Source organism: Chryseobacterium nakagawai (assembly GCF_900637665.1).
In the GTDB taxonomy this organism is placed as follows: domain Bacteria; phylum Bacteroidota; class Bacteroidia; order Flavobacteriales; family Weeksellaceae; genus Chryseobacterium; species Chryseobacterium nakagawai.
The window spans coordinates 2,226,531-2,244,453 of sequence record NZ_LR134386.1; the positions used below are offsets into that span (position 1 = coordinate 2,226,531).

Genomic DNA, 17,923 nt, shown 5'->3' on the forward strand with positions numbered 1-17,923 from the left:
ATCTCTGGAGGATTGATGAATAAAAGAGAATTCTACTCACTATTTTGTAATAACTCTAAAGTTTTTTTCGTAATTTGCTGCTAAGTTGTTCATACTTAAAATGTTGTGTGTTTTAATGTAACTTGCTGTTTTCCAAAATGATGAGCAGTGTTCTTAATAGCATTTCAGAGTACACAGCTAATGATTAAATGGAAGACTAAGACTAAGTTATGAGAAGAATATATATAATTTTTGCCCTTTCTGCTGCTTCAATAGCATTTTCCCAGTCAAGAGTGTTGGAAAAAGTAGAACCTGCTTTCTGGTGGAAGGGAATGAAAAATCCCGAACTTCAGATCCTTGTTTATGGAAAAGGAATTGGCAATAATGAAATCTCACTTTCAGATGGAGTGAAAATTAAAGACATTCAAAAAGTAGAAAATCCGAATTATGTTTTTATTACAGTCAATACTAATGACATCAACGTTCCGAAGTTTACCATTAATATTGAAAAAAATAAAAAGAATATTGGATCTTATACCTATGAGCTGAAGCAGAGAAATTCTGGATCTGCAGACAGGGAATCATATACTTCAAAAGATGTGATGTACCTGATTATGCCAGATCGCTTTGCGAATGGGAATGAAAATAACGACTCCGTTCCGGAATTAACTGAAAAAGCAGATCGCAGTTTGCCTAACGGAAGACATGGAGGAGATCTTCGGGGAATTATCAACAATCTTGACTATATTCAAAACCTTGGTGCAACGGCTGTTTGGTTAACACCTGTCAATGAAGATAATGAAAAAGTATACTCTTACCATGGATATGCTCAAACCGATCTTTATAAAATTGATGCCCGCTACGGAACCAATGAAGATTATAAAAAACTTTCCCAGGAATTAAACAAAAGAAATATGAAGCTGGTGATGGATTATGTTACCAATCACTGGGGTATTTCACACTGGATGATAAAAGATCTTCCCACAAAAGACTGGATTCATTGGTTCAAAGAAGGGGAGAATGGCTTCAAGAGATCTAATTATAAAATATCCACGCAATTTGATCCTAACGCTTCGGAAATGGATAAGAAATATGCATTGGATGGATGGTTTGATAAAACAATGCCTGATATCAACCAGAAAAATCCATTGGTTTTAAAATATTTAACCCAAAATGCCATTTGGTGGATTGAATACGCTGAATTAGGAGGTTTCCGGGTAGATACCTATCCTTACAATGACAAGGAAGCTATGGCAAAGTGGGCTAAAGCAATTACGGATGAATATCCGAAATTTAATATCGTAGGAGAAACCTGGCTGGGAACAGCAGGACAAATTTCAGCCTGGCAAAGAAATTCAAAAACAGGAGAAGCTGCCGGATACAATTCAAATCTGCCCTCTGTAATGGATTTTACTTTGTTTGGAGATATGCCGAAAGCTTTTAAAGAAGAAGAAGGGTGGGACAAAGGCTTGATAAAGCTTTATGATTCATTTAGCAGTGATTTCCTTTATCCGGATATCAATAATGTCATGGTCTTCTTTGAAAATCATGATACCGAAAGATGGAATGAGATCTTCAATGCAAGTCCTAATGCCTACAAAATGGGATTGACTTTGATCTCAACGGTCCGAGGAATTCCACAGATCTATTATGGTTCCGAAGTAGGAATGCGTGGAAATAAAGAAAAAGGAGGTGATGCTGATATCCGCAGAGATTTTCCGGGCGGCTGGAAATCTGATAAACAGAATGCTTTCAATCCTGCAACACAGACTTCTGACCAAAAAGAATTTTATCAGTTTACACAAAAACTACTGAACTGGAGAAAAGGAAAAGAAGTCATTCATACCGGAAAAACAAAAAACTTTGTTCCTAAAGATAATGTTTTCAGTTATTTCAGATACAATGAGAAGGAAAGTGTAATGGTAGTCATCAACAATAATAAAAAAGATCAGACGTTAGACTTAAAATATTTTGAAGAATCATTAAAAGGATTTTCCAGAGGAAAAGACGTTATTTCAGGAAAGGAATTTACATTACAGAATACTTTGACAATTCCTGCTAAAACACCACTAATCATTGAACTTGAAAAATAAAAAATACCTATGAAAAAATTAATAGCTGTTCATACACTCATCCTGTTTTTATTTGGATTTACAGTAGTATCAGCACAATCAAACAAAACATTTGAAAAAGAAAAATCAGAGATCAGCACCATGCTTGATGCTTTCAATGTAGCTGCTGCAAAAGCTGATTATACGGAGTACTTTAATTTTTTTGCTGATGAATCCACCTTTATCGGTACAGATGCTACTGAAATCTGGAATAAAAAAGAATTCATGGTTTGGGCAAAGCCTCATTTCGATAAAAAGAAAACCTGGAATTTTACAGCATTAAAAAGAAATATTCATTTCAATAAAGATGGAAAATTGGCGTGGTTTGATGAATTACTGGATACTCAAATGAAAATCTGCCGTGGTTCAGGTGTTGTAGAAAAAATCAACGGCCAATGGAAAGTCAAACAATACGTCCTTTCTATGACAGTCCCTAATGATGTTGTAGATAAAGTAGTGGCTGATAAAACAGCCCTTGAAGACGTTTTGATTAAAGAATTAAAAACAAAATAAGCATAAAGATAACGATGGCTGGAAAAATGAAACCGGAACTTTCACTTACTCAGATTATCAACATGAGTATGGGGTTCCTGGGAATCCAAATGGCATTCGGATTACAGAATGGAAATGCAAGCCGTATTCTTGCTAATTTAGGAGCAGATGTTCACGAATTATCCTGGTTCTGGCTGGTAGCTCCCATTACGGGACTCATTGTGCAGCCTATTATCGGACATATGGGAGATAATACCTGGAGTCCGTTGGGGAGAAGGAAACCTTATTTCCTGATTGGTGCTGTTTTGTGTGCTATAGGATTGGTATTGCTTCCGAATGCTGCTTCTGTAACTCAAATGTTTGCTGCTAACGCCCTTTTATTAGCTGTAATTTTCCTGGCGATGATGGATGCTTCCGTAAATGTTGCCATGGAACCCTTCAGAGCTTTGGTGGGTGATATGCTTCCCAAACATCAGGGAACAATTGGGTTTTCGGTACAAACGATTCTGATCGGTTTTGGAGCTGTACTGGGGTCTTATTTACCGGATTGGCTGACTAAATTAGGAGTGTCTAACGTAGCACCTAAAGGTTTTGTTGCTGACAATGTAATTTATTCCTTTTATGTAGGAGCAGTATTACTGATTATTTCTATTCTGTATACCATTATTACAACTAAAGAATACTCTCCTGAAGAATTTGCTGCATTTGAAGATGGAAAAGAGATAGAGCATGAAAAATCTAAATTCTCCGATATCTTTAAAGATTTTGCAGGTATTCCTGCTCAAATGAAAAAACTGGGAATTGTTCAGTTCTTCTCATGGTTTGCATTATTTACGATGTGGGTATTTACCACTAGTGCTTTGGCCACCCATCATTTGGGACTCTCTCCTGAAGATACCCATTCAAAAGCATTCAATGACGCCGGAGATTTAACAGGTAAGTTGTTTGGAATGTACAACCTGTGGGCTATTCCTTTTGCATTTTTACTGACACCGATTGCTAAATGGATAGGTAAAAAGCAGACCCACGCTTTAGCTTTATTATGTGGAGGTTTAGGATTAATTTCTATGTATTTTATTAAAGATGTAGATCATCTATGGATTTCAATGATTGGATTAGGATTTGCCTGGGCCAGTATCCTGGCAATGCCTTATGCAATGTTGATTGAAGTGATTCCACAGAGAAAAATGGGCGTTTATATGGGAATATTCAATTTCTTTATTGTCATTCCGCAGATCATCAATGGTTTATTTGGGGGACCTATTGTAAGCAGTATTTTTGGCAAACAAGCCATGGATTATGTGGTGGTAGGTGGGGTCTGCATGCTGATTGGGGCTGTAGTAACGATGATCTTTGTTAAATCTGAGGATGAAACACCTAAAGAGATTGAAGAAGAGATCAAGCAGGTACATTTTTAGTTAAATATATAAAGACGACAATCGACAAGCATAACATCTATAAAATAATAGTATCAAAATTCACTAGAAGCGGGCTTTAGCCCGCTTTCATATTTTAAATCCCTTCCAAAACCTATATCACTTTTCATTATAATTTATAATAATCTCACAGATTGGATTAAAAATTAAATTGAGTAATACCTTATTACGTAGATAAAAATCTGCGGAATCTGTGTGAAATAAAAATATGTTCAATAGGTTGAAAATTAACATTTTGTTAAGCTGGTTCTGACTTTTTTATCTCTAAATTAGATACACCAAATTCTAAAAAATGTACGATATCATCATCATAGGAACCGGAGCTGGTGGTTCTACTATCGCTTATAAACTGGCTGATAGTGGAAAGAAGATACTGATTCTGGAAAGAGGAGATTATGTTCCGGTGGAAAAAGAAAACTGGAATTCTGTAGAGGTTTTTCAGAAAAACAGATATACAACAACCGAGGTTTGGCTGGATAAACACGGAAAGACTTTTCGACCGGGAATGCACTATAATGTGGGTGGAAATACCAAATTCTATGGAGCAGCTTTATTTCGTCTAAGAGAAGAGGATTTTAAGGAAATTCAGCATTATGATGGTGTTTCTCCTGCCTGGCCTATCCAATATGATGATTTAAAAGCTTATTATTTGGAAGCCGAAAAACTTTTTTATGTGCATGGAAAAAGAGGATCTGATCCTACTGAGCCTTTTGAATCGGAACCTTATCCTCATTTGCCATTACCTCACGAACCAAGAATTCAGGAAATTGTTGATGAATTAACAGATTATGGACTGCATCCTTTTGAATTGCCCATCGGAGTCAACTTTAAGCCTCACAGTACTGCTAATGCTCCTTATACATTAGATCGTTTTGATGGCTTCCCCGATGCTTCTGAAAGAAAAGCAGATGCTCATCTTTGTGCCTTGTCAAAAGCATTGGAATATCCAGATGTAGAATTGATGACGAATGCAAAAGTTGTAAAGCTCAATACCGATAGCTCAGGAAAAAGAATTACTGAAGTTATTATAGAACAGGGAGATGGCACCAAAGCATTGACCGCAGATCTTGTCGTTCTTTCAGCAGGAGCAATTAACTCGGCAGCAATATTGTTGCAAAGTAAAAACAATCAGTTTCCCAATGGGCTTGCCAATACTTCAGACCAGGTGGGAAGAAACTATATGTTTCATCAGAATACAGCTTTGATCGCTTTGTATACGGAGCCTAATCCTACAAAATTTGGAAAGACATTTGGAATCAACGATTTCTATCATGCTGCCAGAGGATATGAATTTCCTTTAGGACATATTCAGATGTTAGGCAAATCAGATGAAAACCAGATTAAAGCAGACAGTCCGATTCCTGCTCCAGGCTTTACCTTTGATTTAATGGCAAAACATGCGGTTGATTTCTGGCTGACCTCAGAAGATTTACCGGATTCTGAAAACCGGGTAACGGTCGAAGACGGACAAATTAAAATTAGTTACACAGACAATAACCAGAAAGGACATGAGTTCTTAAAAGCAGAATTGATCAAAGCTTTAAAAGCATCAGGGAAATTTGAAAGCTTCCTCTTCAAAGGATATTACTTCAGTAAAGGAATGGATATTGCATCACCCGCCCATCAAAATGGAACAACAAAGATGGGGCTTGATCCTGAAACTTCGGTAGTTGATACTTACTGCAAAGCCCATGATCTGGAAAATCTATACATTGTGGACGGCGGATTCTTTGTTTCCAGCGGAGCGGTAAATCCGGCGCTTACGATTATTGCAATGGCCTTAAGAGTAGGAGAGTATCTCAAAAATGATGTTTTAAAGTAAATTGATGGATTCTAAGAAACTTATTATCATTGTTGTTTTCTTATTGGCCTTTCTTACCGGAGTAAATTTTGTGATTTTTCCGGCATTGGGAAATGCTTTTATGGATTCTTCTTTGTTTGCACTTTCTTCCTCTCAGTTTGGTAATTTGTTTGTACCTCAGGTAATCTGTATTATTGTTTCATGTTTAAGTGCCCCGTTTTTGGTTAATAAATGGGGACCTAAGATAATGTTAGCTATTGGTGTATTGTTAATGCTTGCCTCAACAGGTACTCTATGGTTTCTGCATTATTTTATCACTGAAAAATCATTATTGTTTCCTATACTCTTGATTTTAGTTGCCTGTACAGGAATGGGATTTGGATTTTCCATTACAACCCTCAACCCTTTGGCCGCGAGTTTATTTGAGAAAAAAAACTCTTCAGCTATTTTAATCCTTCAGTTTCTGGTAGGATTGGGGACGTCAACCTCTCCATTGATGATGAATGTGATAGGAGATGTTAAATATTGGATGTATGTTCCCGGATTAATATTCATTGTGGTGAGCTTTGTTTTCATCGTCTTTTTATTGCTTAAAATTGATAAAGGAACATTTTTCGAGCTTCCTGATCATTTTAAAATTCCTCAAAAGCTATGGATATTTTTTGCTGCTATCATTTTATACGGTTGTGTAGAAGGAACTTTTGGGAGTTTTGGAGGGGTAATTCTTAAAAATAAAGGGTTGGATAATGGTAATGCAAGCCTTGGCTTATCTTTATTCTGGGGTGGAATTGCTTTAAACAGGCTTTTATTCGGAGTATTTTCTAAAAAATTTGACTTGTCTTTATTCTTTATAACCGCTCCACTTTGGGTAGGTCTTTTACTTTTACTGCTGCTGATCTATCCCAATATCCATATTTTATTACTGATGATGTTTTTAATAGGATTTTGTATGGGAAGTATATTTCCTGGTTCTATGGGTTGGGGCACGGTTGAATTTCCAACCTATTCAGTGTTAGTTTCAGGATTTCTTATGGCTGCCAATCAAATCGGAACCGGGATTGTAACGAATGTTCTTGGGCATTTTTCTAATTATATCTCTGTCATTCTTGGAATACTGATAGTGCTGATGTTGATTATCTGTGTCTTATTCTTTTATTTGAAGAAAGGGTCTAAAATTAAAGAAGCATTTTAGGAAAAGGAGATAAGAGTTGGCTGGAATCTGAAAAACAGGAAGAATAAAACATAAACATCTGTAGAATATGTGTGATCTGCGAGAAAGCTATCCTAACCTTTATCTTTCACAGCCTTCTTTGTCCTTAAGTTTTCTTTCTTATCTTACATCAACTTTTTATGACCATTCCATCCCGTACATTTGTACCATAAATAATCAAGAAATGAAAACAGTATATCATAAAGCAGATTCAAGAGGCCATGCAAATCATGGTTGGTTAAACTCTTACCACACATTCAGTTTTGCAAACTATCAGAACAAAGACAGAATGAACTTTGGAGTATTAAGAGTATTGAACGACGATACCGTTTCTCAGGGAATGGGATTCGGAACACACCCGCACAGGGATATGGAAATTATTTCCATTCCTTTAGAAGGAGATCTGGAACATAAAGACTCAATGGGTACTACGGCGGTAATTAAAAAAGGGGAGATTCAGGTGATGAGTGCCGGAACCGGAGTACAACATAGTGAATACAACAAAAATAAAGACGAAGAAGTAAAGTTCTTACAGATCTGGGTGTTCCCTAAAGAATTGAATGTTGCGCCAAGATATGACCAGAAAAGCATTAAAGAAGGTGAAAAGATCAATGGATTCCAACAGATTTTATCACCTAATAAAAATGATGACGGAGTATGGATTCATCAGGATGCGTGGTTTAATATCGCCAACTTCAAAAAAGGAAACGGTAAAAACTATATGTTGAACAAAAAAGACAATGGAGTATACGCATTCGTTTTAAAAGGAAGTGCAAAAGTAGGAGACCGTGTGTTGAATGAAAGAGACGGATTGGGAATCTGGGATACCCAAAGCTTTAATATTGAAGCTATAGAAGACACTGAAATATTATTAATGGAAGTACCGATGGAGTTGCCTTCTTATCTTAAATAAAAAACTAAATTTGTATCCTTAAAAATTAAAAATAATATAAAATCAACATGAGTGAAATCATTACGCGTGTTGATTTTATATAACTTAAAAATAAATACTACATATGAAAATCTTAGCAATAGCAGGAAGTAACTCAGAAGTTTCAATGAACAAGCAGTTGGTAGCCTATGCGTCAACATTATTTGATAAAGGAGAAGTAGAAGTGATCGATTTAAATCCTTTCGAAATGCCAATCTATAAGCATGAAAGAGAATTAGCAGGAGGAGTTCCTCAGGAAGCACACGATTTTGCTGCAAAAATTGATGGCGCAGATTTACTATTAGTTTCTTTGGGAGAGCATAACGGTACGTATTCTACAGCATTCAAAAATGTATTTGATTGGGTATCCAGAATCAAAGACAGAACCGTATGGAATGAAGTGCCAATGCTATTGATGTCTACATCACCAGGAGGTAGAGGTGGAGCAGGAGTTTTGGAAGCTGCCTCTAAGCGTTTTCCTTTTCATGGTGGAAATGTGGTAGAAACTTTCTCACTTCCTTTCTTCAATGATAACTTTGATAAAGCTGAGCAAAAAATCTCTAATGCTGAGAAAAACAGTGAATTAAAAGAAAAAATAAAGAAGATTGCGGCGATTGAAACCATCCTTGAAAAATAGAATTTGAATATTCATTTAAAATTACTATTTTTGCAAAAAGAAAAGAGATGAAAATTCAGACCTCCTATAAACAATGTTTTTCTCATAAAGGGAAAATTGTGGGCTCTGAAATTCTGAGATAAAATAACGGCCGATAATCTGAAAAGATTGTCGGCTTTTTTGTTTTCTAAATTTGAAATAAAAAGTAAATTGAAATATATAAAGATAGTAAGACTACAGGCATCAGATCATACATAATCTGAGAACTGGAATCCGATGATCTAAAAAATCTAAGCAGACATGAGCAACACTTACAAATCAGCAGGAGTAGACAAAGAAGAAGGATACAAAACGGTTGACAAGATCAAAAAAGCAGTGGGTGAGACCCATAATTCCAATGTATTAAACCATTTGGGAAGCTTTGGTGCTTTCTATGAAATTGGTGGATACAAAAATCCGGTTCTTGTTTCAGGAACAGATGGAGTAGGAACTAAGCTGAAAGTAGCTTTAGATACCAAAAAATATGACTCTATTGGAGTAGATTGTTTTGCAATGTGTGCTAACGATATTCTTTGCCACGGTGCTAAACCTTTATTCTTCTTAGATTATTTAGCTTGTGGAAAGCTTGATTCTGAAATTGCAGCTGAAATCGTTTTAGGAATGGTGAATGCTTGTAAAGATAATAACTGTGCATTAATCGGTGGTGAAACTGCTGAAATGCCGGGAATGTACCAGCCTGGAGATTATGATGTTGCCGGATTCTGCGTAGGAATTGTAGAAAAAGACCAGATCATTGATGGTTCAAACATCAAAGCAGGTAACAAAATTATTGCATTGCCAAGCTCAGGATTTCACTCCAACGGATTCTCTTTAGTAAGAAAAGTATTCCCTAACTTCGAAGAGGAGTTTGAAGGAAAACCATTATATGAAACCCTTTTAGTTCCGACAAGATTATACTTCAAAGATATTCATAAAGTATTGGAAGAAGTAAAAGTAGGCGGAATTGCTCACATTACAGGTGGTGGTCTTTACGAAAACGTACCAAGAATTATTCCTGAAGGGCTTTGTGCTTCTATCGACGGTTCTAAAATCAGAATTCCAAGTGTAATGCTTGAGCTGGAGAAGAGAGGTGGAATTGCTCGTGAAGAAATGCACGGTACTTTCAATATGGGTGTAGGGATGGTGATTGTTGTAGATGCTGAACATGCCGAAAAAGTATTACACCTTTTAGATGATGCTTACGAAATTGGTGAAATCACTGAAGGAGAAGAAAAAATCAAATTATCACTATAATAATTTAACAATATAGCAATGTACCAATTAAAATCATTGTTACATTGCTAGACTGATACATTGTTACATTATAAAATGAAAAAATCCATCCGTTATTGTCTCATACTCCTCCTCTTCCTCGGAGTCGGATATTGGGGATTTAATAGCTGGAAACATAAAACATCTTTAGGAGAACTCATTACCATCGAAGCTACATTTATGCAATATGCCTGCGGAGACGAAAATGATGACGCCAAAGTTAAAAAAGTAAACGACTCACGATATAACTTTTTATTGGGAAAAGATATAAATCCTGAAACAGAAAATAGTCTTGATCCCATCGATTTTAAAGATTATTTTTATGATAATCGGACCGATCAATATTACATGACATATAAATTGAAAGGTCGTTTGGAACAGGATTCAAGATCAGGATGCAGTGATTCCGCTCCAAGGTTTTATGTTGAGGAAATAGAAAGACTGGATGGAACACATCGGGTAATAATTAAATAAATCAAACAGGAAACTGTAAGATGTAAAAAGAACCTTGTCAAGGTTTTAAATCTTGACAGAAGGCTATCAAATAAATATGAAGAACATTGTAGTGCTTGTATCTGGTTCAGGAACCAATCTGCAGAGAATCATTGATACTATTGAAGCTGGAGAAATTCAGAATGCAAGAGTAAGTCTGGTGGTTGCTGACAGAGAATGTTTCGGATTGGAAAGAGCGAAGAATCATAATATAGAAAACATACTGATTCCAAGAGGAAAGAATTTCAGCAGCGAATTGGCTAAAGTAATTCCACAAAATACAGATCTTATTGTATTGGCAGGGTTCCTATCCATTTTAAAACCTGAATTCTGTGAAAACTGGAATGGGAAAATAATCAATATTCATCCGGCTTTGCTTCCGAAATTCGGTGGAAAAGGAATGTGGGGAATGAACGTTCATAATGCTGTTATTGAAGCTAAAGAGGTAGAAAGTGGGGCAACAGTTCATTTTGTAACACCGGGTATTGATGAAGGAGAGGCTATTCTTCAGAAATCTTTTGAAGTAACGGCAGAGGATACTCCCGAAACCTTAGCCCAGAAAGTTCACCAGATTGAATATGAGATATTTCCGTTAGCGATCAATAAAGTCCTGGGGAAATAAATAATATACCAATATAACAATGTACCAGTTTACCAATAATTGTAATTGTCATTCTGAGCATAGCGAAGAATCTCATTGTTATAGTTATATTGAAAAAAAAATCTAAGTAAAATAAAAAGTAATCCGGAGGTGAAAGACCCGGATACAGTTTGAAATAACTGTGAAAAGTAAAAATCGAAAGTAAAATGAGTAAAAAGAGAGTTTTAATCAGTGTTTCTGACAAAAGTGGATTAATTGAATTCGCACAGTTTTTGGAAGCTCAGAATTATGAGTTGATCTCCACAGGAGGAACGTTCAAACATTTGAAAGACGCTGGTTTAAATCCAATTCAGATTGATGAGGTAACCAATTTCCCTGAAATGTTGGACGGAAGAGTGAAAACCTTACATCCAAAAGTTCACGGTGGACTGTTAGCGGTTCGTAACAACGAAGAGCACATGAAAACCGTTCAGGAGTACGGAATTGGTCTGATTGACATGGTGATCGTAAACCTTTATCCTTTCTTTGAAAATGTGAACAAAAACATTTCTTTACACGAGAAAGTAGAGTTTATCGATATCGGAGGTCCATCAATGCTTCGTTCTGCAGCGAAAAACTTTGATTCTGTTACGGTAATTACTGATGTAGAAGATTATACAACAGTAAAAATAGAAATGGAGCAAAACGGGGATACTTATATTGAAACCCGTAAGAAGCTTGCAGGAAAGGTATTCAATCTTACATCAGCTTATGATGCTGCTATTTCAAGAATGCTTTTAGATGAGGAATATCCAACGTATTTAAGTGCATCTTACAAAAAAGTTTCTGATCTTAGATACGGTGAAAACCCTCACCAGTCAGCAGCTTACTATGTTTCTACTTTCGAGAACGGAGCTATGAAAGACTTCGAACAGCTTGGAGGTAAAGAGCTTTCTTTCAATAACCTTCGTGATATGGACCTTTGCTGGAAAGTAGTTACTGAGTTCAAAGAAGAGATGGCTTGTTGTGCAGTAAAGCACTCTACCCCTTGTGGAGTAGCGATTGGTACATCAGCATTAGAAACTTATCAAAAAACTTTCGAATGTGATCCGGTTTCTATCTTTGGCGGAATTGTTGCTATGAACTATAAGATCGATGCTGCAACGGCTGAAGAGCTGAATAAAACATTCCTTGAGATTGTAATGGCTCCGGATTTCGACGAAGAAGCTCTTGAAATTTTAAGAAAAAAGAAAAACCTGAGAATCATCAAAATCATAAACCCTGTTTCTGACAAGAAAACATGGGTAAAAGTAGACGGTGGTATCTTGGTTCAGGATAATGATTTACACTTCTCTGATGACATCAAAGTAGTTACTGAAACTCAGCCTACAGAAGAACAGAAAAAAGCATTGCTTTTCTCTCAGAGAGTTGTGAAATACGTGAAATCTAACGCTATTGTGGTTTCCAACGGGATCCAGGCTTTTGGAATCGGAGGTGGACAGGTAAACAGAATCTGGGCTACGCAACAGGCCATTGAAAGAGCAAAAGAAAAATTCACAGGAGATTTAGTATTAGCTTCTGATGCTTTTTTCCCTTTCCGTGATGTCGTAGATTTTTGCGCTCAGGAAGGTATTAAAGCAATCATCCAGCCTGGAGGAAGTGTAAAAGATCAGGACAGTATAGAAGCTGCTAATGAGCACGGTATTCCAATGATGTTTACTGGGGTTAGACACTTTTTCCACTAATTAAAATAGAATTAAAAATAATTAGGGATTGTAATTTTAGCATCCAAAATTATATATTTGTAGAATAAGACTAGATAATAAATAAAGTATGAGAATATTAATCATAGGTGAAGGCGGTAGAGAATCTGCTTTAGCAGTAAAACTTCAGAATGACCCAAGAATTTCTAAAATGTTTTTTGCCAACGGGAATGCTACTACCGATGCAATAGGGAAAAATGTTCATTTATCAGAAATCAAAGAACTTAGAGATTTCGCTATTAAAGAGAAGGTTGATTTAACCATTGTTGGCCCGGAAGCTCCATTGGTAGCAGGAATCAAGGATGAGTTCAAAAAGCATGACCTTAAGGTTTTCGGACCTACTCAGAAAGTAGCAAGCCTGGAAGGAAGTAAGGCTTTCTCTAAGAAATTTATGCAGACCTATGATATCAAGACAGCTAAAGCGGTAGTATTTGATTCATATAATGAAGCAAAAGAATACATCCAGACACAACAGTATCCTTTAGTGATTAAAGCGAGTGGTTTAGCAGGTGGAAAAGGGGTAGTTATCTGTGACAACCTTGAAGAAGCTGAAGCTACGATCCACGACTTCATGATTAGAAGAATCTATGGAGACGCTGGTATCCGTTTAGTAATCGAAGAATATTTACAAGGTTTTGAAGCATCCATCATCGCTTTCTCAAACGGCGAGAAATTATTCCCTTGTATTGCAGCAAAAGATTATAAGAAAGCTGGAAACGGAGATACAGGACCAAATACAGGAGGTATGGGTTCAGTGGCTCCAAGCCCGGAATTCACTCAGGGACACTATGCTGATTTTGAGCAAAATATTTTAGAACCTACTATTAAAGGTCTTAAAGCAGAAGGATTCAGTTTCAAGGGAATCATTTTCTTCGGATTAATGGTAACTAAGAACGGAACTTATCTTCTTGAATATAACATGAGATTCGGAGATCCTGAAACTCAGGTGTTGATGGCACTTATGGAAAACAATCTTTTAGATGTGATCCAGGACTGTATGGATGGAAAAGACATCCAGCTTAAGTTTAAAGACGAAAAAGCAGTTTGTTTGGTAATGTGTTCAGGAGGTTACCCAAGAAACATTGAAACAGGCTTCGAAATTACAGGAGAAGACAAAGTAAAACACAGTAAACTGTTATATGCAGGAGCGATCACAAAAGGAGATAAAGTAGTTTCCAATGGTGGTAGAGTATTGAACATTGTAGCTACAGGTGCTACTTTCGAAGATGCCCGCAAAAAAGTTTATGAAGACGCAGGTCATGTACATTTCGATTACGGCTTCTACAGAGAAGACATCGGAAAGTTTTAATAAAATCATGAAAAAAGATTTGGAGCCATTCCAAGTCTTTTTTTGTAAAGCAGTTAATAATTAGAAATAAGAACTCAGATGACAGAACCCGGGCTTCAGATTAATAATCTGAAATCTGAGGTCTGAAATCTGAAATCTTTCAAACAAATCAATCATCAAAAATGAACAACGGTATTATTATTTTAGATTTCGGATCCCAGTACAACCAGCTTATCGGAAGAAGAATCCGTGAGATGGGGGTGTACTCTGAAATCTTACCTTTCAATACACCTTTACAAGATATTTTAGCAAAGCAGCCAAAAGGAATTATCCTTTCCGGGGGACCAAGTTCTGTGAACGCAGAAAATGCTCACCTGGTTGAAAAAGAATTATATGAGCAGGGAGTACCTGTTTTGGGTATTTGCTATGGAATGCAGATGACGGCTCACCTTTTAGGAGGAAAAGTAAACAAAGGAGAGAAAGGGGAGTATGGAAAGGCCAATCTTGAGATCGTTAAAGAGAGCTCTTTATTAAAAGGAGTAACTCAGAACTCTGTAGTTTGGATGAGCCACTTTGATGAAGTTGGAGAACTGCCCGCAGGTTTTGAACTAAATGCAAAATCAGGAGTTATTGCTTCTATTTCCAATGAAGATAAAAAAATCTTCTGCGTTCAGTTCCACCCAGAAGTTTCTCATACGGAAGAAGGAGGGAAGATGCTTGAAAACTTCGTATTCGGAATTTGTAATGCAGAGAAAAACTGGAAACTGACCAACTATATCGAGAAAACAGTTGAAGAAATCCGTGAAAAAGTAGGAGACAACAAGGTTATCCTTGGTCTTTCAGGAGGTGTTGATTCATCTGTAGCGGCTGTTTTAATTCATAAAGCAATCGGAGATCAGCTAACTTGTATTTTTGTTGATACAGGATTATTGAGAAAAGATGAAGGGAAAAAAGTAATGGATCAGTATGGTGAACACTTCCATATGAACATTAAAATGGTAGATGCTCAAGAAAGATTCCTTTCAAAATTAGCAGGAGTAGATGATCCTGAAGCGAAGAGAAAAATTATTGGAAACGAATTTATCCATGTATTTGATGAAGAATCTCACAAAATTGAAGGTGCTAAATTCCTGGCTCAGGGTACTATTTATCCTGATGTTATTGAAAGTCAGTCTGTAAACGGACCTTCTGCAGTAATTAAGTCTCACCACAATGTTGGAGGACTTCCTGAAGATATGGAATTCGAGCTATTAGAGCCATTAAGAGAACTTTTCAAGGATGAAGTAAGAAGAGTGGGAGAAGAATTAGGAATTCCTCATCACTTGGTATACAGACACCCGTTCCCTGGACCTGGATTAGGAATCAGAGTATTAGGTGCTGTAGATGCTGAAAAAGTAAGAATCCTTCAGGAGGCTGATGATATTTTCATTGAGGAATTATACAAAAATGACCTTTACGAAAAAGTATCTCAGGCATTCGTAGTATTGCTTCCGGTAAAATCTGTAGGAGTAATGGGTGACGAAAGAACTTACGAATATACAGCAGTAGTTCGTTCGGCTAACACGATCGACTTTATGACGGCAACTTGGAGCAGACTTCCTTATGAGTTCTTAGATACTGTTTCCAGCAGAATCATCAATGAAGTAAGAGGGATCAACAGAGTAGCTTACGATATTTCAAGCAAACCACCGGCAACCATTGAGTGGGAATAATTTTTGACTTGAATTTTAAATATAAATCCTATCCGTTTATTCGGGTAGGATTTTTTTATTAGAATTGTTTTAAAGAAAAAATGATAAGTAAAACATTTAAAGTGATTAATAAACAATATATTAATTTGAACAGTATATGCTTATGGTAGATAAGATAGTTTAATAACAATGCTCCTATTAAATAAAAGTAAAGAATACTTTTGACCTCTTGAATATTTATTTCAGATGCTGAAAATATCTTGCCCTTTGTCTAAAGTTTTTTACAAATAGTGCATTCGCTTTGATTCGAAAAACTATTACCATTTTTAATTGGTGCTTTGGTTAATGTTTTGCTTAGTAATTACCTGTTAAAAACAAATTTTCACTAAATTTAAGTAAAATTACATCAAATGCAAATAGAAACAAGACCCCTGACTGTTCAGGATTATGAAGAGTTGGCAGCAACAATGAAAAGAGCGTATCCACAGATGTCGGAATCCATATGGTCTAAGAAAAGTATAGAAAAACTCACAAGAATGTTTCCTGATGGGCAAATCTGTATCACAGTAGATGGAAAATTGGCAGCGGTGGCGCTTTCTATTATTGTAAATTATGACGAATTCGGGGACGATCATACTTATAGTGATATTACAGGGAATTATACCTTCAATACCCACACCTCAAAAGGAAATGTTTTATATGGAATAGAAGTTTTTGTAGATCCTGAATATCGCGAATTACGTCTTGGGAGAAGACTATATGACGCAAGAAAAGAACTTTGTGAGCTTTTGAATCTGAAATCCATTATTCTGGGAGGTAGAATCCCGAGTTATCATAAATACAGCCACGAACTTTCTCCAAGAGAATATATACGAAGAGTTAGGGATAAGGAAATTTATGATCCTGTGTTGTCTTTTCAGCTTTCCAATAATTTCCTGCCAATCAGGGTGTTGAAAAAATACCTTCCCGAAGATGAAGCATCCAGAGAGAATGCGGTCCTTCTGCAGTGGAATAATATTTACTACAGCAAAAACCCGAATACCATGCAGGATAGTATTATCCGTCTTGGATTGGTGCAATGGCAGATGAGGCATTTCAAAGATATAGAAGCATTTTATGAGCAGGTTGAGTTCTTTGTGAATGTAATGGGAGACTACAAATCAGATTTTGTGTTGTTTCCGGAACTGTTTAATACCCCTTTGCTGGCTCCTTTCAATAGTCTTTCGGAAAGAGACAGTATGATAGAGCTTGCCAAGCTTACTGAAGAGATTAAAAAGAAAATTTCCGAACTGGCCATCAGTTATAACGTCAATATCATTTCCGGAAGCATGCCTGTTTTTGATAATGATACGAATGATTTGTATAATGTCAGCTATCTTCTTCACCGTGACGGTCGTATAGATGAATACAGGAAAATTCATATTACCCCCAATGAAAAGAGGTATTATGGAATGAAAGGAGGGAATGAAATCAAAGTTTTTGATACAGATTGTGGTAAAATAGGTCTCGTGATATGCTACGATGTAGAGTTTCCGGAACTACCGAGAATTCTGGCAGATCAAGGAATGAAAATATTATTTGTTCCTTATCTTACCGATACTCAAAATGCTTATATGAGAGTACGTCACTGTGCAGCAGCCAGAGCGATAGAAAACGAATGCTATGTCGCTATTGCAGGTTGTGTAGGTAATCTCCCTAAAGTGAACAATATGGATATTCAGTTTGGACAGGCAGCTGTATTTACCCCATCAGATTTTGCGTTTCCTTCCAATGCCGTGAAAGGAGAAGCTACCCCTAATACGGAAATGACCTTAATTGTAGATGTAGATCTGAATTTATTGAAAGATCTTCATCATAACGGCTCCGTTCAGGTGATGAAAGACCGAAGAAAAGATCTTTATGAAACCTATCTTAAATAACAAAACAGAATGCGAAAGCATTCTGTTTTGTTTTACCTAAAATTTATTGAGTATATTATTTATACTGAGGGCAGACTACCGCAGGGCAAATTAATCCTGGGCATTGTGGAAGTCCATCAGTAGGACAGCACTGATATGAGCACTTTCCACCACCGATAATGATTCCGCTTCCTGAAACATTTTTTAATTGCTCTCTTGAAAGTTTGCTGTTACGTAGATTTTTCATGTTGTAATACTTTTATTGGTTTGTTTTAATGTTTGTACTCTGTAAATATATAAAATATTACTATACATAACATTGTT

The 17,923-nt window shown here is 36.4% G+C and carries 15 protein-coding genes; 14 read left to right on the forward strand and 1 reads right to left on the reverse strand.

Annotation, left to right across the window (positions count from 1 at the left end; genetic code table 11):
• Nucleotides 1-209 precede the first annotated feature (209 nt).
• The 14 genes from EL260_RS10140 to EL260_RS10205 all read left to right on the forward strand — a co-directional run bounded on the left by EL260_RS10140 (nucleotide 210) and on the right by EL260_RS10205 (nucleotide 17,620).
• Nucleotides 210-2,072, forward strand: a complete 1,863-nt coding sequence (locus EL260_RS10140) for a glycoside hydrolase family 13 protein (protein ID WP_123860158.1) — start codon at nucleotides 210-212, stop codon at nucleotides 2,070-2,072.
• Nucleotides 2,073-2,081: 9 nt separating this feature from the next.
• The gene (locus EL260_RS10145; protein WP_123860159.1) at nucleotides 2,082-2,603 is read left to right on the forward strand and encodes a nuclear transport factor 2 family protein; all 522 of its coding nucleotides are present in this window, start codon (nucleotides 2,082-2,084) and stop codon (nucleotides 2,601-2,603) included.
• A gap of 14 nt (nucleotides 2,604-2,617) precedes the next feature.
• Nucleotides 2,618-4,000 carry an MFS transporter gene (locus EL260_RS10150; protein ID WP_123860160.1) on the forward strand — a complete coding sequence of 461 codons (1,383 nt, stop codon included), beginning with the start codon at nucleotides 2,618-2,620 and terminating at the stop codon, nucleotides 3,998-4,000.
• 310 nt (nucleotides 4,001-4,310) lie between these two features.
• Nucleotides 4,311-5,840 carry a GMC oxidoreductase gene (locus EL260_RS10155; RefSeq protein ID WP_123860161.1) on the forward strand — a complete coding sequence of 510 codons (1,530 nt, stop codon included), beginning with the start codon at nucleotides 4,311-4,313 and terminating at the stop codon, nucleotides 5,838-5,840.
• A gap of 4 nt (nucleotides 5,841-5,844) precedes the next feature.
• Nucleotides 5,845-7,011: an MFS transporter gene (locus tag EL260_RS10160; protein ID WP_123860162.1), complete on the forward strand. Its 1,167-nt coding sequence runs from the start codon at nucleotides 5,845-5,847 to the stop codon at nucleotides 7,009-7,011.
• A gap of 202 nt (nucleotides 7,012-7,213) precedes the next feature.
• Nucleotides 7,214-7,942: a pirin family protein gene (locus EL260_RS10165; protein ID WP_123860163.1), complete on the forward strand. Its 729-nt coding sequence runs from the start codon at nucleotides 7,214-7,216 to the stop codon at nucleotides 7,940-7,942.
• 103 nt (nucleotides 7,943-8,045) lie between these two features.
• Nucleotides 8,046-8,597 carry an NADPH-dependent FMN reductase gene (locus EL260_RS10170; RefSeq protein WP_123860164.1) on the forward strand — a complete coding sequence of 184 codons (552 nt, stop codon included), beginning with the start codon at nucleotides 8,046-8,048 and terminating at the stop codon, nucleotides 8,595-8,597.
• A gap of 279 nt (nucleotides 8,598-8,876) precedes the next feature.
• On the forward strand, nucleotides 8,877-9,869 hold the full coding sequence (purM, locus tag EL260_RS10175; protein WP_123860165.1) for a phosphoribosylformylglycinamidine cyclo-ligase: 993 nt from the start codon (nucleotides 8,877-8,879) through the stop codon (nucleotides 9,867-9,869).
• Nucleotides 9,870-9,944: 75 nt separating this feature from the next.
• Nucleotides 9,945-10,361 carry a hypothetical protein gene (locus EL260_RS10180; protein WP_123860166.1) on the forward strand — a complete coding sequence of 139 codons (417 nt, stop codon included), beginning with the start codon at nucleotides 9,945-9,947 and terminating at the stop codon, nucleotides 10,359-10,361.
• 76 nt (nucleotides 10,362-10,437) lie between these two features.
• Nucleotides 10,438-11,001: a phosphoribosylglycinamide formyltransferase gene (gene purN, locus EL260_RS10185; RefSeq protein WP_123860167.1), complete on the forward strand. Its 564-nt coding sequence runs from the start codon at nucleotides 10,438-10,440 to the stop codon at nucleotides 10,999-11,001.
• Nucleotides 11,002-11,186: 185 nt separating this feature from the next.
• Nucleotides 11,187-12,704, forward strand: coding sequence for a bifunctional phosphoribosylaminoimidazolecarboxamide formyltransferase/IMP cyclohydrolase (gene purH / locus EL260_RS10190; protein WP_123860168.1), 1,518 nt, complete (start codon nucleotides 11,187-11,189; stop codon nucleotides 12,702-12,704).
• An 88-nt stretch (nucleotides 12,705-12,792) separates the two neighbouring features.
• Nucleotides 12,793-14,031, forward strand: coding sequence for a phosphoribosylamine--glycine ligase (gene purD, locus EL260_RS10195; RefSeq protein WP_123860169.1), 1,239 nt, complete (start codon nucleotides 12,793-12,795; stop codon nucleotides 14,029-14,031).
• A 161-nt stretch (nucleotides 14,032-14,192) separates the two neighbouring features.
• Nucleotides 14,193-15,722 carry a glutamine-hydrolyzing GMP synthase gene (gene guaA, locus EL260_RS10200; protein ID WP_123860170.1) on the forward strand — a complete coding sequence of 510 codons (1,530 nt, stop codon included), beginning with the start codon at nucleotides 14,193-14,195 and terminating at the stop codon, nucleotides 15,720-15,722.
• A 389-nt stretch (nucleotides 15,723-16,111) separates the two neighbouring features.
• Nucleotides 16,112-17,620 (forward strand): bifunctional GNAT family N-acetyltransferase/carbon-nitrogen hydrolase family protein, encoded by a 1,509-nt coding sequence (locus tag EL260_RS10205; protein WP_123860171.1) that lies wholly within the window; start codon nucleotides 16,112-16,114, stop codon nucleotides 17,618-17,620.
• A 55-nt stretch (nucleotides 17,621-17,675) separates the two neighbouring features.
• Here the strand turns inward: EL260_RS10205 and EL260_RS25570 are convergent, their stop codons facing one another.
• Nucleotides 17,676-17,846 carry a hypothetical protein gene (locus tag EL260_RS25570; protein WP_164466629.1) on the reverse strand — a complete coding sequence of 57 codons (171 nt, stop codon included), beginning with the start codon at nucleotides 17,844-17,846 and terminating at the stop codon, nucleotides 17,676-17,678.
• Nucleotides 17,847-17,923: the final 77 nt, after the last annotated feature.

Excerpts from the sequence above, each read along its gene's own strand:
- EL260_RS10140 (WP_123860158.1), top strand. The coding sequence starts at position 210 with ATGAGAAGAATATATATAATTTTTGCCCTTTCTGCTGCTTCAATAGCA.
- EL260_RS10145 (WP_123860159.1), top strand. The coding sequence starts at position 2,082 with ATGAAAAAATTAATAGCTGTTCATACACTCATCCTGTTTTTATTTGGA.
- EL260_RS10150 (WP_123860160.1), top strand. The coding sequence starts at position 2,618 with ATGGCTGGAAAAATGAAACCGGAACTTTCACTTACTCAGATTATCAAC.
- EL260_RS10155 (WP_123860161.1), top strand. The coding sequence starts at position 4,311 with ATGTACGATATCATCATCATAGGAACCGGAGCTGGTGGTTCTACTATC.
- EL260_RS10160 (WP_123860162.1), top strand. The coding sequence starts at position 5,845 with ATGGATTCTAAGAAACTTATTATCATTGTTGTTTTCTTATTGGCCTTT.
- EL260_RS10165 (WP_123860163.1), top strand. The coding sequence starts at position 7,214 with ATGAAAACAGTATATCATAAAGCAGATTCAAGAGGCCATGCAAATCAT.
- EL260_RS10170 (WP_123860164.1), top strand. The coding sequence starts at position 8,046 with ATGAAAATCTTAGCAATAGCAGGAAGTAACTCAGAAGTTTCAATGAAC.
- purM (WP_123860165.1), top strand. The coding sequence starts at position 8,877 with ATGAGCAACACTTACAAATCAGCAGGAGTAGACAAAGAAGAAGGATAC.
- EL260_RS10180 (WP_123860166.1), top strand. The coding sequence starts at position 9,945 with ATGAAAAAATCCATCCGTTATTGTCTCATACTCCTCCTCTTCCTCGGA.
- purN (WP_123860167.1), top strand. The coding sequence starts at position 10,438 with ATGAAGAACATTGTAGTGCTTGTATCTGGTTCAGGAACCAATCTGCAG.
- purH (WP_123860168.1), top strand. The coding sequence starts at position 11,187 with ATGAGTAAAAAGAGAGTTTTAATCAGTGTTTCTGACAAAAGTGGATTA.
- purD (WP_123860169.1), top strand. The coding sequence starts at position 12,793 with ATGAGAATATTAATCATAGGTGAAGGCGGTAGAGAATCTGCTTTAGCA.
- guaA (WP_123860170.1), top strand. The coding sequence starts at position 14,193 with ATGAACAACGGTATTATTATTTTAGATTTCGGATCCCAGTACAACCAG.
- EL260_RS10205 (WP_123860171.1), top strand. The coding sequence starts at position 16,112 with ATGCAAATAGAAACAAGACCCCTGACTGTTCAGGATTATGAAGAGTTG.
- EL260_RS25570 (WP_164466629.1), bottom strand. The coding sequence starts at position 17,846 with ATGAAAAATCTACGTAACAGCAAACTTTCAAGAGAGCAATTAAAAAAT.